Raw genomic sequence first — 15,514 nt, forward strand, 5'->3', positions numbered from 1 at the left:
TAATTATAAGTTAAAAATTATGAGTTATGAGTTTTTAATTACTCGGTTCTCAATGCTTCAATCGGTTTAATTCTCGAAGCTCTGTAAGCCGGGACAAATCCTGCAACCAATCCTGAAAAAACCAATGCAATGAATGCCATAAAAATGGTTCCCCATCCTACACTCGGACTTTTTATGAAATACTCTTCCAGACTGTCTCCAATAAGATGCAAAGCCAATACTCCAAGTCCTACTCCCACAAATCCTGAAACTACAGTAATCACAACACTTTCCTGAACGATAAGAGCCACAATACTTTTCGGTTTTGCTCCGATAGCTTTTCTTACCCCTATTTCTTTGGTTCTTTCTTTTACAATATAAACCATGATGTTACTAATTCCGATAATTCCCGCCAAGAGCGTTCCCATTCCGATAAATCCAACAATTGCGGTAAGAACTGCCATGAACATAAAAGTATCGTTCATATTCTGGGCATTATTCCATACACGCACTCCGTTTTCGTCATCAGGAGATACACTTTTTCTCGCCTTTAATTTATCTTTAAGTTCATCACCGTATTTTATGGCTTCTTGCGGATTTAGTTTTTCGTTATAAGCGATATAGACTGTGCTCACTGTATCAGAACCCTTTTTCATTTGCTGTAAAGCGGTAATAGGGACGGTAATATGCCTTTCATCGCGGTCTCCACCATCATCAGAAAAAACTCCGATAACCTTAAACATGGTTCCATTAATATCCAAATCTTTTCCTACAGGACTTCCGTTTTTGATCAAGTCTCTCTGAACCATTCTTCCGATGACAGCAACATTTTGTTTTCTTTCGAGATCCATGAGTCCGAGATAACGCCCTTCAATCATTTTACGGTTTTCAATATATTTTTCTTCCGCATCGGCACCATTTACCTGATAATTCCCACTTTCTTTTCCATATTTCACCAATAAACTAGCTGTATATCTTGGAGTTGCATTTCCGACTTTATCTTTATCAACTCCCACTAGGAAATCATAATCACTGTTGTTCATTACAATTTGTCTGTCAGACTGCAATCCATTATAAGCAAGTGTTGTTTTTCCTGTGAATATGGAAATCAAATTCTGGGCATCCCGCGCAAAACCTTCTGTAAAAGCATTCTGCAAACCCGTCCCGATCCCGAAAAGAACAATGAAGATAAATAACCCCAAAGCCACGGTAAAGCCGGAAAGTACCGTTCGCAATACATTACTGCGAATGGAACTGAATATTTCCTGCCAACGATCTAGATCAAACATATATTTAGATTTGAAGCGGTAAGCCCTATGATGGAAGTCTCCAATCTTGCCGCTGATTTTATGTTATTATTAAAAATCTATTCTTATAAAACGATCTGTTTTATAAACTCATCACTTTCTATAATTCCGTCTTTTAGAATTACATTTCGTTTGGTTTGAGCTGCTACATCCGGTTCGTGAGTTACAACGATGATTGTTTTCCCTTCATTATTAATATCCTGAAGAAGTTTCATAATATCATGTGTTGTTTTAGAATCCAGAGCTCCTGTCGGTTCATCTGCCAGAACGACTTTAGGGTTTGTAATTAAAGCTCTTGCGATGGCAACCCTCTGTTTTTGTCCTCCTGAAAGCTCATTAGGTAAGTGATTGGCCCATTGTGCCAGCCCTACTTTTTCGAGATATTCCATCGCCTTCTGGCTTCTTTCTTTTCTTGGAACATTCTGATAGTATAATGGAAGAGCTACATTATCAAGAGCAGTTTTATAACCAATCAAATTAAAAGACTGGAAAATAAAACCCAGAAATTTACTTCTGTATTCTGCCGCTTTTATTTCAGACAGATGTTCAATAGGAACATTATCCAGCTCATACGTTCCTGAGTCTTTTTCATCAAGAATTCCTATAATATTAAGAAGTGTGGATTTTCCGGAACCGGAGCTTCCCATAATAGAAACAAACTCCCCTTCAGCGATATTAAGATTAATCCCTTTGAGAACGTGCAGTTTACTTTTTCCTGTATCGTATGATTTATGTAAATCCTGAATTACTAACATTAAGTGATGTATGTTTTATGCCTAATAAGTAGATGTTAATTTCAATTTGTTACGAAGAATAAAAATTTCTTTAATTAAATTATTGTTTAATAATTTAAACCTTTATTAATAGCATTTTACAAAAAAGTGTTTAACTGTAACTTATCAATTCTATCTATTTTTGAACAATAATCGTGTCTAAGCCAATATCAGCCGCTGTTTTATGTAAATGTGGAAAACTTTTAAGGTTAAAACTCAATCAATTAGTCTTTACCCCTTTTAAATACAGTTCTTTTTTTCGACCTTTGTGCTTCGCACGGCACAAAAACAAAACCACTTTTTCTGTGAAAAACTTTTTAATTTAAGTTACGACATATCAAGTTGTTGAGTAATCTCCGAGCTTTATCCACAGTGATCTGATTATTTTAATTTAAAAGATATTTAATATGGGAATTTTTGATAAAAGAGTAAGCTATAAGCCATTTGAATACCCTGAGGTTCTTCAATTTGTAGAAGCGATCAACAAATCGTTTTGGGTACATTCGGAAGTGGACTTTACTGCAGATGTTCAGGATTTTCATTCGCAGTTAGAACCACATGAAAAACATGCTGTGAAAAATGCGCTTTTGGCCATTGCACAGATCGAAGTGTCTGTAAAGACATTCTGGGGAAACCTATACCACCACATGCCAAAACCTGAGCTGAATGGTCTTGGAGCTACTTTTGCAGAATGCGAATTCCGTCATTCTGAAGCTTATTCCCGTTTATTGGAAGTACTGGGATATAATGAAGAATTCTCTTCTGTAGTGGAAATCCCTGCTATAAAAAAGAGAATCGATTTCTTATCAAATGTTTTGAAACATGCTAATTCTACGACACCAAAAGAATATGTTTCTTCACTTTTATTATTCAGTATCCTGATTGAAAACGTATCGTTATTCTCTCAGTTTGCGATTATCCTTTCATTCACAAGATTTAAAGGATTCATGAAAAATGTTTCCAATATCATTGCATGGACATCTATTGACGAACAAATCCACGCAAACGGTGGAATTTATTTAATCAACAAAATTCGTGAAGAACAACCAGACCTGTTAACAGATTCTGACATCGAAGACATTTACACATTAGTAGATCAGTCTATCGAGCTGGAAGGTGAAATCCTTGACTGGATTTTCGAATTGGGTGAACTTAGCGTTTTCTCTAAAGAAGATCTTTTAAACTTCATGAAATACCGTGTTGATGACAGTTTAAAGAAAATCAATATGAATCCTCGTTACAATGTTTCTCCAGAACAATATAAACCAATGGTATGGTTCGAAGAGGAAGTTTTTGCTAATTCTATGGATGATTTCTTTGCAAAAAGACCTGTAGATTATACAAAACACGATAAGAGTATTACGGCGAACGATCTTTTCTAAATTTTAATCGGAAGAGAGCGAGCAAAGCGAGCGTCAAAGCTGCTAGTATTCGCGATGTCATACTGAGCCTGTCGAAGTATTTATTAAAAAATTTCGACAAGCTCAAAATGACAGTCATTTTTAATAATAGTATCAAACACAAATTATGATCAATGTAATCGTAACCTATACCGTAAAACCTGAATTTGTTTCAGAAAATAAATTGAATATTCAGAAGTTTTTAAATGATTTTAAAGATTTGGATCAGGAAACATTTGAATATAAAGTATACATAAAAGAAGACGGTATTACGTTTTTACATTATTCAAATTACATCAATGAAGAGGTACAGTATGAGGTTTTGAACATTCCATCTTTTAAGGAATTCCAAAAATTAAGAGATGAAAGCGGACTGAATGACTCTCACAAAGTAGAAATTTTACAATCAATTTAGCACAAAATTCCTAAGGCTAAAAAACTAAGGAATTCGAAAATATAAAACAATTATGGAAGAACAAAATTCAAATATATGGTGGCTCAACGAAGAGTCTGAGCAAATGCTTAACAGAGGATATCTGTTGAAGGGAGAAACTGTAGACGGAGCTATCGACAGAATCACCACCGCTGCTGCCAAAAAATTATATAAACCGGAACTTCAACCTGCTTTCAAAGAAATGATCACGAAAGGATGGATCAGTTTTTCATCTCCTGTTTGGGCAAACATGGGAACACAGAGAGGTCTTCCTATTTCTTGTTTCAACGTTCACATTCCCGATAGTATCGAAGGAATTACCCACAAAATGGGTGAAGTGATCATGCAGACAAAAATCGGAGGCGGAACCTCAGGTTATTTCGGAGAACTTCGTAACAGAGGCACCGCAGTAACGGATAACGGGAAGTCTTCAGGAGCTGTTTCTTTCATGAAATTGTTTGATACTGCAATGGATGTGGTTTCACAAGGAGGTGTAAGAAGAGGAGCTTTTGCTGCTTATCTGGATATTGATCACGGAGATATTGAAGAATTCTTATCTATTAAAGACATCGGAAGCCCGATCCAAAACCTATTTACAGGAATTTGTGTTCCTGATTATTGGATGCAGGACATGATCGATGGTGACATGGATAAGCGTAAAATCTGGGCAAGAGTACTTGAAAGCCGCCAACAGAAAGGTCTTCCATACATTTTCTTCACAGATAACGTTAACAGAAATAAACCTCAGGTTTACAAAGATCTGGGAATGCCTGTCAATGCAAGTAACCTTTGTTCGGAAATCATGCTTCCTTCTACAAGGGAAGAATCATTTATCTGCTGTTTATCATCAATGAATTTAGAATTATATGATGAGTGGAAAGATACAGACGCTGTAAAGCTAGCGGTTTATTTCTTAGATGCAGTTTTAACTGAATTTATCGAAAAAACTGAAGGAAACTATTATTTACAAGGAGCGAGAAACTTTGCAATGCGTCACAGAGCTCTTGGATTGGGGGTATTAGGATACCACTCTTATTTACAGAAAAATATGATTCCTTTTGAAAGTTTTGAAGCTACTCAGTTTAACGCAAGAGCTTTCAGACATATTAAAGAACAGGCAGAACAGGCTTCAAGAGAATTAGCAAACATCTATGGTGAACCGGAATTATTGAAAGGATATGGATTGAGAAATACCACAACAATGGCTATTGCTCCTACGACTTCAAGTTCTGCAATCTTAGGACAGACTTCTCCTGGTATTGAGCCGTTTGCATCTAATTATTATAAAGCCGGCTTAGCTAAAGGAAACTTTATGCGTAAGAACAAATATTTAGCAAGATTACTGGAAGAAAAAGGAATCGACAACGAAGAAACCTGGAGAACAATTATGCTAAACCACGGTTCTGTTCAGCATTTGAAAGAATTAACTGACGAAGAAAAAGCAGTATTTAAAACCTTCAAGGAAATTTCTCCAATGGAGATTATTTCTCAGGCTGCACAAAGACAGCAATATATTGACCAGGCTCAATCTCTTAACCTGCAGATTCCTTCTACAATGCCTGTGAAAGATGTAAACTATCTTTATATTGAAGCATGGAAAAAGGGAGTAAAAACTCTTTATTATCAAAGAAGTTCTTCTGTATCTAAGGAAATGATGGTTAATTTTGTAACATGCTCAGCTTGTGAAGCATAATATCTGACAAATAATAATTCAATATAGCATCCGGCACGCTTTCAGCGTGCCGGATTCATTTTCACTTAAATACATCAACAAAAAACAGATAAACTTCAGTCACTTTTAGCCTTTTTATTATATTTGTTAACCAGTTTAATTCTAAAAACGTTAAATATGAAATTCGGACAAGTAGAAGATCCTTCTAAAATAGATTTTACATTACCTAAGGACCATCCAAGAACAAAAGAGATTTTAAAGCAAAATAAAAAAGGGCTGGAAAATATCTCTATCGGATGTGCAAAATGGAACAAAACAGACCTTAAAGGCTTCTACCCGAAAGGAACTAAAGATGAATTGACTTATTATGCGACTCAGTTTAATTCTATCGAGCTGAATGCTACTTTCTACGGAATGCCCACACCGGAGCAGGTGCAAACCTGGAAAGAAAAAACACCGGAAAATTTTAAATTTTTCCCAAAAATAACCAACACGGTCTCACACTTCAGAAGGCTTTTAAATATTGATGACGTTGTCACACAATTTGCAAGTGCTGTTTTAAATTTTGATGAAAAATTGGGTATGGTCTTTCTACAGCTTCATGATAATTTCAAACCGAAAGATTATGACAGATTAGAAAAGTTTGTGAAAAACTGGCCTAAAGAAGTTCCTTTAGGAATTGAGCTGAGAAATACAGAATGGTTTACTGATGATGAAATTTTCAATACAACCTGTACACTTTTCGAAACCCATAATATCACAAACATTATCGTAGACACTGCCGCCCGAAGAGATATGCTTCATATGCGCCTCACTACTCCCAATGTATTTATCCGATATGTCGGTGCCAATGCAGAAAGTGATTATGAAAGATTAGATGACTGGTTGAAGCATCTCACACAATGGAAAAAAGAAGGTCTTCAAAATCTGTATTTCTTTGTGCATCAGAATGTAGAAAAAGCTTCGCCATTACTTTCCGCTTATTTCATTAAAAAGATGAATGAAGAATGGCAAACAGACCTTCCGATACCAAAAATGGCAACTGAAAGCACAGGAACTCTATTTTAATTTTAATTATTTTTAATTTTTCACCACAAAATAATTCACAAACACTCATAAAAAATCAAATCAGCTACAATTTATTAATCATTTGATTTACAAGTAAAAACATTTGCAAATTTCCTATTTACATTGATTTTTTCAATAAATTTAGATAAGACAATAATTTTGAATTATTTAAAATAAAAGTCATGGAAAAGGAAATTTGTAAAATCAGTATTGCCAATAATTGGCGTAATGATGAGTATACTTTTTATGAAAATAATAAAGTAAAAAGATTTTTTGACAATAACAGTCTTAGCTCGGATGTTACAGAATGGCTGGACCCATCAACGATCAGCAAACAGAACAAAGATCGGCTGATAAAAAAATGTCCCGAGGAATTTAAGGAAAAAATAATGCAGATCTTAGATTATCCTTAAAATTTGAATTTGATCAAAAAGCTTTATTAAACTTCTTTATAAAAAAAACAAATCCCAACTTGCTTTTCCAGACTGTCAAATTATTATTTCCTTTTTCTGAGAAGTAAAACCAAATTAATAAATACTAAAAGAAAGTCTAGCGTAACCCAGATTCCAAGCTTTATATTTTCATAATTATAAGCTTCAACCTCTTTTTTTGCTTTTTCCGAGAGTTTCAGACTTTGATTAATATAGTTCTGAATTTCAATAACCTGATCAATGTTTTTATTTGGTACGGAATGCTGGGAAAAATATGCCAGATTCTTTTTTCCAAGATATCCTACAATCCAGTATTCATCAGAAGTATCCATTTTAAGGTACTCGATTCGGTAATATTCAGGACGTATTTTCCCTATATGCTTGGTATCCAGAATTCCATTTTTATCTTTATCATCTAAATTAATTACATAAAAATCCAGTGGCTGAGGAAGTTTATTAACAACCTGCAATGATATAGAATCCTTTACAATTCCTATTGCACTTTTTTTGATAAACCAATAGGTAAAAATAGAAATAGAAAAAACAAGTGTCGCGATACGAAATAGCCTCGCCCATTTAGCAATACTCCCCTTTTTGACTTTAGATAAAAATAAGGAAATAAAAGACGCCCAAAATATGATAAAGATGATGAATACCATCTTGCAAAGATACTTTTTTATCAATACTTTTGGGGAAATTTAAAAACGATTAACTATGAGAAAGACTTTTTTAGTTTTTTTATTATTTTTTGTATTTTTTTCTAATGCCCAGGTAAAATTTGAAAAAGGATACCTGATCACCAATGATGGTGAAAAGAAAGAGGTATTGATTAAAAATATGGATTGGACTGGTACACCAAAGGATATTTCGTACAAAACCAATGAACAGTCAAGCCAGATAACTGTTAATCCTACCGACATCAAAGAATTTGGAATATATGGTGCAGGAAAATATATTACATACAATGGTCCTGTTGAGTCTTCTTATGATGATCTTTCAATTTTATCAGGGCAATATGATCCTATTTTTAAGGATGAAACTATTTTCTTAAAAGAGCTTTCCGCAGGAAATAAAAATCTTTATTATTATAATTTAAGAAATGCCGTAAAGTTTTTCTATTCAGACGGAAATTCAGAAATAAAGCCTCTTATCTATAAAAGATATAATCCTCAAGGTGATCAATCAAAAGTTGCAACCAACGACACTTATATAAGTCAGTTAAAAGAAATTTTCAAAGATGATTCTGCTGCAACAGTATTGGTACCCAAAACAAAATATAGCATTAGTAGTCTTACTAAAATCTTCTCATTACATAATGATAAAGATGCTGACCCAAATATCAAAAAAGAATTTTTAGCCGAAACAAAATCTAAATACAATCTGAGCATTAGACCCGGAGTGATATTTTTCAATCCTATAGAAGCATCAAATCCTGTAGGTGAGGGTAATTTCCCTTCGAAAACTAATTTTAGAATAGGAGTAGAAGCTGAATGGGTTTTACCATTCAACAAAAACAAATGGTCAATCTTAATTGAGCCTACTTATTCGTTTTATTCTAATGACAAAATGAGTTTCAAATCCAGAGATCAACTTTATACGATAAGCTTTGACAGCTATTCATTTATTAATATTCCCCTAAGTATCAGACACCACATGTACTTGAATAATAAATCTAAATTATTTGTGAATGTAGGTATTGATGCATTAAATTTTCAACTTGGAAATGGGAAAAATTTAGAAACAGATTATGACGGTGAAGTTTTTAGCAGAGCAAAATTATCTCCTGTCCTTTTATTCCAAGGTTTTTCAGCTGGAGCAGGCTTCACTTATAATAACAAATTCACTATTGAAGCAAGGTATAATGGTAGATATAGTCTTATTCCAGTCAGAGAACCTGGAGGTATGGCTATAAAATACTCTTCTATTATCCTAGGCTATAATATTTTCTAGTCTACATTCCATTCTTTATAAAACTGGTCGAGGAAACGCAACATAAATTCATGCCTTTCCTCGGCTATTTTTTTGCCCTCTTCTGTATTCATTAAATCTTTTAACAGCAATAATTTTTCGTAAAAATGATTAATTGTCGTTCCATTAGATTTTTTATACTCTTCTTTTGACATATTGAGCTTCGGTTCTACATTAGGATCATACATCGGGTTATTTTTGAAGCCTCCAAAGTTGAAAGTTCTCCCAATTCCGATTGCACCAATCGCATCAACCCTATCTGCATCCTGAACTATTTTTAATTCAACAGGCAGGTTTTCCTGAACTTCTCCTCTATTTTTAAATGAAATATTTTTTATAATAAATAAAACCTGCTCAATGATATCTTCCGCAGCATTCTGGCTTTCCAGAAATTCTCGGGAAACTCTTAAAGCAATTGTTTCATCTCCATTATGAAATTTCGGATCTGCAATATCATGAAGTAATGCTGAAAGCTCAACGACCTCCTGATTGCAATTCTCAGTCTCTGCTATCTTTTTTGAAAGCTTCCACACTCTTTCGATGTGAAACCAATCGTGTCCGGCTTCCGCTCCCTCCAATTTTTCTTTTACAAAAGATATCGTATTTTCAATTAAATTATTCATTATATCAATTCATTTAAAATAATATTCCAAAGCTTTTTATTATAGCTTCTAAAAAAATTAACGTGTCCTATTTCTCCTTTTTCAGATTCTGCCGTTTTTAATAATCGATACGTAGGCTTCAGGTTTGGATAGGTATTGTCAAGTAAACTCCTCACTCCTTTTTCTGTTAACCACACATCATCTTCTGCCCGAATGACAAATACTTTTTGAGTTAATTTTTTAGAATGGTCAACAATTTTCTCTAACAGTCCATTGGTTGATTTCCTGTTCAAAATTAAGGTTCTCCAGTCATAAGCACAATTTTTTGGAAGACTTTCTCCCAGTCCAAACCAATTTGCAGGAAAATAGCCTAATAATCCGGTGGTTAAAGGCTGTACAATTCCAAAACCCAGATACGCCTCAATTTTGGTTCTGAATTTTAAATTTCCGACAAATGCATTCTGAGTTCCTACGAAAACAAATTCTTCAAACATCACTGAATCATCATTCATTCCTAAAATCAATGCCCCGACCGAATGTCCAAGGCAATATTTCCGATATTCATTAAAATGGCTCTTAATATAATCCGTTACTATTTTATAGTCCTCCGAGCCCCAGATTCGCATAGAAGCTTTAAAATTTTTCATTTTTTCAGGTTTTGAAAGCCCTATTCCACGATAATCATAGGTAATGACCGTAAATCCTTTTTTGGAAAAATAATGTGCAAAAGAAAAATAGATCTGTTGTTTAACTCCCGTTGCAGAATTGATCAGCAGAAGTTTGTTATTGCTTTTTTCAGGCAAGAAAAGATGACTAATGATTGAAATACCATCCTGAGTGGTCAGACTAAGTTTTTCCATATTGTAAAAGAAAAAATCCACTATAAAAGTGGAAATTTTACTTTGTATTTTATGTTAAGTTTTAAACTTTCGATATGTAGCAAATAACTTATGAAAAGAAATCTGAAACTCTTGGAAGCCCGGTTTGTGAACCTTTTTTCGCTGCAACTCTTACAGAAACCTCATTTCCGAACTTTACACATTCTTCAATAGAATTTCCATGACATAAAGCTACCGCAAAACCAGAGGTAAAACCATCTCCTGTTCCCATTTTGTAAGCTGTTTTATCATTACTGTTTCTGTAATATTTCATTTCGGTACCGTCAAAATAGACGGTAGAATTGGTATCATCTCTTACAAAAACTTTATTGAAATACTTTTTCAGAATCTCTTCCCTCTGCTCTTCTCCGAAAACAATGTATAACTCACTGCTTTTGGCAACGATAAAATCTATCATTTCAATGATCTCATCACTGAGTCTTGCTGCAGGAGAGGCATATACTCCTACTTTTTTACCATATTTCTTAGCCTTCCGCACCGTATATTCAATCACCTTCATAGGAACCTCCAGCTGTACCAACACAAGATCCACCGTATGAAAATATTTATCCGCCATTTCAACATGCTCTATGCTCAGGTGATTATTGGCTGCAGGAACTACCACAATAGCTGCATTTCCTTCAGAAGTCGTCACATACGCTGTGCCTGTTGTTTCTCTATCTGTTTCATGTACGAAACCTACATTCACATTCTCACTTACCAGATTTCTCATAATCTGCTGTCCGAGAGGATCCATACCGACGCAACCTACAAAATAAACACTGGCTCCCAATCTTGCAGCTCCTACTGCCTGATTGGCTCCTTTTCCTCCAAAATAACTTTCAGAATTGTATGCTATAACGGTTTCGTTTGATGCGGGAACTTTTTCAGTTTCTAAAATAAGATCTATAGAGGAACTCCCTACAACGATGATTTTTGGTTGTTCAGATGAGAAATTCATTGTGTTTTGTATCGTTTTAAGTTTTGTGTTGATTTTGACAAATTTATACTATGGGAACTGGGTATCAAAAATAATTAACTTTAATTAACTAATCTCTATAAATTCAGTAATTATTTTCACGGGGATATTATTTTTATCAAAAGCAATATAGCTCGCATAAAAACCTTCTCCATAGCCTGTTTCAAAGGCAAAGATGGTTCCGGGATGATTTTCTGAGGGTTTTAAGAATGCATATTGATCAATGGCTCCGTTTTCATCAAAGAAATATTCATGAAAAAATTCTTCATAAATCCCCTGAAAATCGACTCCTTTACTTTTATATAATTTCTGCTCCAATTCATTCAGGCTGTTCTGGGTATCTACATCCATGAAACATCCCATTCCACTTTCAACAGGATATCCGAAGACTTCTCCTTCAGCAAGATCTTTCAGATTTTGCCCGGGGGTAGTCGCCAGCTTCCATTCAGAAATCTGTGAATTACTAAAAATAATTTCGGCATATGCTACACAATTACTTTCTCTTTCTTTGTGTAATAAAACAGAAAAATCCCCTTTCGGAAATTCTATAGAAAAAGACTGCATGTCATTTGTGATCAAAGGATCGCAGGCAACCAGTTTCCCGCTGGAAAGATAAATCTTACCCACTTCAAAACTTTCTAACAAAGGACTCTCAACAAAGTCTTTTGAAAATAGTTTCTTTATGTTTTCTATGTGTGTCATTCTAATTTTAGGCTAAGATTAAGGCCAAGGCTGAGTCTGAAACTCAACCTTTACCTAAACCTTTAATTTTATAAACTTTTCAATTTCTCTTCCAAAATTGCAATTTTGTCAAGAGCATCTTTTTGTTTCTTACGCTCAACTTCTACAACTTCCGGTTTTGCATTGGCTACAAACTTTTCATTAGAAAGTTTTTTATCAACAGAAATTAAGAATCCTTTTAAATATTTCAATTCTTCTTCTGTTTTGATTTTTTCTTCTCCTAAGTCTAAGTTTTCACTTAGTGGAATAGAAATCTCCGTTGCACCCACCAGGAATGTAAAGCTTGGCTTATCTGTCTTTGTTCCGAAATGAATTTCTGAAACGTTTGCCAATTTTTTGATTACAGGTTCATTCGCAAATTCTGTAGCATTCGTATAAATTTCAACTACTTCTTTTGGAGAAATACCTTTTGTCTGACGGTAATTTCTAACTCCCGAAATTACTTCTGATGCCGTTTCGAAGTTCTTAATAATATCTTCATTAAATGCTTCAGCTTTCTTCTGCTGAGCAATAACCAAAGCTTCATCCGCGTTTCTTTCTGAAATCAGCTGCCAGATTTCTTCTGACTGGAACGGTAAAAACGGGTGAACCAATTTCATTAATTCTTCAAAAAGAGCAACTGTTTTGTTGTAAACTTCTTTAGAAATCCCCTCTCCATAATTTGGTTTAATCGCTTCAAGATAAGATCCACAGAAATCATCCCAGATCAATTTATAAATCAAGTGTAAAGCATCAGAAATTCTGAATTTCTCAAACTGATCATTGATTTCAACGATCGTTTTATTTAATTTATTTTCAAACCATTCGATTGTCTGAGTTTCTGTGTCGTTCGCTGGTTTATCTTCATGATTCCACATGTTGATCAAACGGAAAGCGCTCCAGATCTTCGTCATGAAATTTCTTCCCTGAAGCATTAGATCTTCATCAAAAAGAAGGTCATTTCCGGCCGCAGAACTTAATAAAACTCCAACACGAACTCCATCTGCACCATATTTATCCATTAATTCCAATGGATCCGGTGAATTCCCAAGAGATTTTGACATCTTTCTTCTCTGCTTATCTCTTACAATTCCTGTAAAATAAACATTTTTGAAAGGAACTTCTTTTCTGTATTCCAATCCGGCCATAATCATTCTAGCAACCCAGAAGAAAATAATATCCGGACCTGTTACCAAGTCTGAAGTCGGGTAATAATAATTGATGTCCTTATTTTCTGGATCATTTATACCGTCAAAAACTGACATTGGCCACAACCAAGATGAAAACCATGTATCAAGAGCATCTTCGTCTTGTCTTAAGCTGGAAGCTGGAAGCTCGGGGGTGGAAGTTTTTTCTCTTGCGAGTTTTAATGCTTCTTCTATGCTTTCTGCAACTACAAAATCATTTTCTCCGTCACCATAATAGAATGCAGGAATTTGCTGTCCCCACCAAAGCTGACGTGAAATATTCCAGTCACGGATGTTTTCCATCCAGTGTTTGTAGGTATTTTTAAACTTTTCAGGATAAAATTTAACCTCATCATCCATTACAACATCCAAAGCTGGTTTTGCAATATCAGACATTTTTAAGAACCATTGAACAGAAACTTTAGGCTCGATAACCGCACCCGTTCTTTCTGAAGTTCCTACTTTATTTACATAATCTTCTGCTTTCAACAAAAGATCTTTTTCCTCTAATTCTTTTGCGATTTGTTTTCTTACATTAAATCTGTTTTTTCCTGCGTAATGTTGACCGTGATCATTTAAATTCCCATCATCATCCAAAGAGTCAATCATCTGAAGATTATGCTTCTGGCCGATTTCATAGTCATTGATGTCATGAGCAGGCGTAATTTTTAATGCTCCTGTTCCGAATTCGATGTCAACATATTCGTCTTCAATAATCGGAACCACTCTGTTTACGATCGGTACGATTACTTTTTTACCTTTAAGATGAGCATACCGTTCATCATTAGGATTGATACAAACCGCAGTATCTCCGAAAATAGTTTCAGGACGCGTTGTAGCTACCGAAAGAAATTCTTCCGAACCTTCGATTTTATATTTCAGGAAATATAATTTTCCGTTTTGCTCTTTAAAAATTACTTCTTCGTCAGAGATATTGGTTTTCGCTTCCGGATCCCAGTTGACCATTCTGTACCCACGGTAAATCAATCCTTTATTATAAAGATCAACAAAAGATTTGATAACCTGCTGAGAAAGTCTAGGCTCCATGGTGAAACGGGTTCTGTCCCAATCACAAGAGCAACCCAGTTTTTTCAGCTGCTCAAGAATAGTTCCTCCGTATTTATCAGTCCAGTCCCAGGCATGTTTTAAGAATTCTTCGCGGGTAATATCAGACTTGCTGACCCCTTCTGATTTCAGTTTAGCAACAACTTTCGCTTCCGTAGCAATTGAAGCGTGATCTGTTCCCGGAACCCAGCAAGCATTAAAGCCCTGCATTCTTGCACGACGGACCAGAACATCTTGGATGGTATTATTAAGCATATGCCCCATGTGTAAGATCCCCGTAACGTTTGGCGGAGGAATTACAACAGTGTAAGGCGGCTTATCATTTGGTTCTGAATGGAAGTACTTGTTTTCCAACCAGTAATTGTACCACTTTTGTTCTGTTTCCTGTGGATTGTACTTTTCTGAAATCTGCATAAATTCTGTTTCTTTAATTTACAATTTGCAAAAATAGTCTAAAGAAAAAAAATTTTAAGTATGAATTAAAATAATTTTTAACTTTGTTTCTCAAAATTTATCTAACAAACATATTAACATTCAAGAATATGAAAAAATTAATCGCAGGAATTGCATTATTCGGGACATTTGCTTTAGCATCTGCACAAACTATTACATTTGACAAAACTACTTTTGACTATGGTACGGTAAAGCCTAACGCTGACGGTATCAGATTCTTTACAGTAACGAACACTGGTGACAAGCCTCTAGTTCTTTCAAACGTAAAAGCTTCTTGTGGATGTACAACTCCTGAATTCAGCACTGATCCTATCATGCCAGGAAAATCTGCAAAAATCAAAGTTGGATACAACACTGCAATCAATGGTGGATTCAACAAAATGATTGAAGTATTTTCTAACGACCCTGCAAACAGCAGAAGTGTAATCTACATCAAAGGAACTGTAGACGCTAATGCTCCTGCAACGGCTGCAGTAGCACCAGCAGCTCCGGCTACAAAAGCTGAGGCTAAAGCAGCAAAAAAAGCTGAAAAACAAGCTAAAAAAGTAGCTGCAAAGTAAGCTCTACTTAAGAAAATAAAAAAACCGTCTCCCAGTGAG

General features: G+C 34.9%; 15 protein-coding genes. 7 read left to right on the forward strand and 8 right to left on the reverse strand.

Annotated elements, in window-relative coordinates; genetic code table 11:
• Nucleotides 1-38 precede the first annotated feature (38 nt).
• Nucleotides 39-1,268, reverse strand: a complete 1,230-nt coding sequence (locus tag M2373_RS13765; protein WP_259111623.1) for an ABC transporter permease — start codon at nucleotides 1,266-1,268, stop codon at nucleotides 39-41.
• Nucleotides 1,269-1,351: 83 nt separating this feature from the next.
• A complete protein-coding gene (locus M2373_RS13770) occupies nucleotides 1,352-2,041 on the reverse strand; it encodes an ABC transporter ATP-binding protein (protein WP_259111624.1) in 690 nt (229 codons plus the stop codon).
• Between the two features lie 425 nt (nucleotides 2,042-2,466).
• On the opposite strand from M2373_RS13770, the gene M2373_RS13775 reads away from it, so the two are divergent.
• The 5 genes from M2373_RS13775 to M2373_RS13795 all read left to right on the forward strand — a co-directional run bounded on the left by M2373_RS13775 (nucleotide 2,467) and on the right by M2373_RS13795 (nucleotide 7,045).
• On the forward strand, nucleotides 2,467-3,441 hold the full coding sequence (locus M2373_RS13775) for a ribonucleotide-diphosphate reductase subunit beta (RefSeq protein ID WP_259111625.1): 975 nt from the start codon (nucleotides 2,467-2,469) through the stop codon (nucleotides 3,439-3,441).
• 145 nt (nucleotides 3,442-3,586) lie between these two features.
• On the forward strand, nucleotides 3,587-3,874 hold the full coding sequence (locus M2373_RS13780; RefSeq protein ID WP_259111626.1) for a hypothetical protein: 288 nt from the start codon (nucleotides 3,587-3,589) through the stop codon (nucleotides 3,872-3,874).
• Nucleotides 3,875-3,926: 52 nt separating this feature from the next.
• Nucleotides 3,927-5,585 (forward strand): ribonucleoside-diphosphate reductase subunit alpha, encoded by a 1,659-nt coding sequence (locus M2373_RS13785; protein ID WP_259111627.1) that lies wholly within the window; start codon nucleotides 3,927-3,929, stop codon nucleotides 5,583-5,585.
• A 156-nt stretch (nucleotides 5,586-5,741) separates the two neighbouring features.
• The gene (locus tag M2373_RS13790) at nucleotides 5,742-6,632 is read left to right on the forward strand and encodes a DUF72 domain-containing protein (RefSeq protein WP_259111628.1); all 891 of its coding nucleotides are present in this window, start codon (nucleotides 5,742-5,744) and stop codon (nucleotides 6,630-6,632) included.
• Between the two features lie 182 nt (nucleotides 6,633-6,814).
• The gene (locus tag M2373_RS13795; protein WP_259111629.1) at nucleotides 6,815-7,045 is read left to right on the forward strand and encodes a hypothetical protein; all 231 of its coding nucleotides are present in this window, start codon (nucleotides 6,815-6,817) and stop codon (nucleotides 7,043-7,045) included.
• A gap of 83 nt (nucleotides 7,046-7,128) precedes the next feature.
• Here the strand turns inward: M2373_RS13795 and M2373_RS13800 are convergent, their stop codons facing one another.
• Nucleotides 7,129-7,722, reverse strand: a complete 594-nt coding sequence (locus M2373_RS13800; RefSeq protein ID WP_259111630.1) for a hypothetical protein — start codon at nucleotides 7,720-7,722, stop codon at nucleotides 7,129-7,131.
• Between the two features lie 55 nt (nucleotides 7,723-7,777).
• On the opposite strand from M2373_RS13800, the gene M2373_RS13805 reads away from it, so the two are divergent.
• Nucleotides 7,778-9,013, forward strand: a complete 1,236-nt coding sequence (locus M2373_RS13805) for a PorT family protein (protein ID WP_259111631.1) — start codon at nucleotides 7,778-7,780, stop codon at nucleotides 9,011-9,013.
• Here M2373_RS13805 and M2373_RS13810 read toward each other — a convergent pair.
• The 5 genes from M2373_RS13810 to M2373_RS13830 form a co-directional block, all read right to left on the reverse strand.
• The gene (locus M2373_RS13810; protein WP_259111632.1) at nucleotides 9,010-9,654 is read right to left on the reverse strand and encodes an HD domain-containing protein; all 645 of its coding nucleotides are present in this window, start codon (nucleotides 9,652-9,654) and stop codon (nucleotides 9,010-9,012) included. The two genes, M2373_RS13805 and M2373_RS13810, sit on opposite strands and share 4 nt — an antisense overlap.
• On the reverse strand, nucleotides 9,654-10,493 hold the full coding sequence (locus M2373_RS13815; protein WP_259111633.1) for an alpha/beta fold hydrolase: 840 nt from the start codon (nucleotides 10,491-10,493) through the stop codon (nucleotides 9,654-9,656). Before M2373_RS13815 ends, M2373_RS13810 begins: the two co-directional genes overlap by 1 nt.
• Before the next feature lie 88 nt (nucleotides 10,494-10,581).
• Nucleotides 10,582-11,472, reverse strand: coding sequence for a ribokinase (locus M2373_RS13820; protein ID WP_259111634.1), 891 nt, complete (start codon nucleotides 11,470-11,472; stop codon nucleotides 10,582-10,584).
• 84 nt (nucleotides 11,473-11,556) lie between these two features.
• Entirely contained in the window at nucleotides 11,557-12,192 is a 636-nt protein-coding gene (locus tag M2373_RS13825) for a DUF4241 domain-containing protein (RefSeq protein ID WP_259111635.1), read from the reverse strand.
• Between the two features lie 68 nt (nucleotides 12,193-12,260).
• The gene (locus tag M2373_RS13830) at nucleotides 12,261-14,876 is read right to left on the reverse strand and encodes a valine--tRNA ligase (protein WP_259111636.1); all 2,616 of its coding nucleotides are present in this window, start codon (nucleotides 14,874-14,876) and stop codon (nucleotides 12,261-12,263) included.
• A gap of 128 nt (nucleotides 14,877-15,004) precedes the next feature.
• Here M2373_RS13830 and M2373_RS13835 point away from each other — a divergent pair, with 128 nt between their 5' ends.
• Complete coding sequence (locus tag M2373_RS13835) at nucleotides 15,005-15,475, forward strand: DUF1573 domain-containing protein (RefSeq protein ID WP_259111637.1); 471 nt, start codon at nucleotides 15,005-15,007, stop codon at nucleotides 15,473-15,475.
• Nucleotides 15,476-15,514: the final 39 nt, after the last annotated feature.

It is taken from the genome of Chryseobacterium sp. JUb7 (assembly GCF_024806495.1).
GTDB lineage: Bacteria > Bacteroidota > Bacteroidia > Flavobacteriales > Weeksellaceae > Chryseobacterium.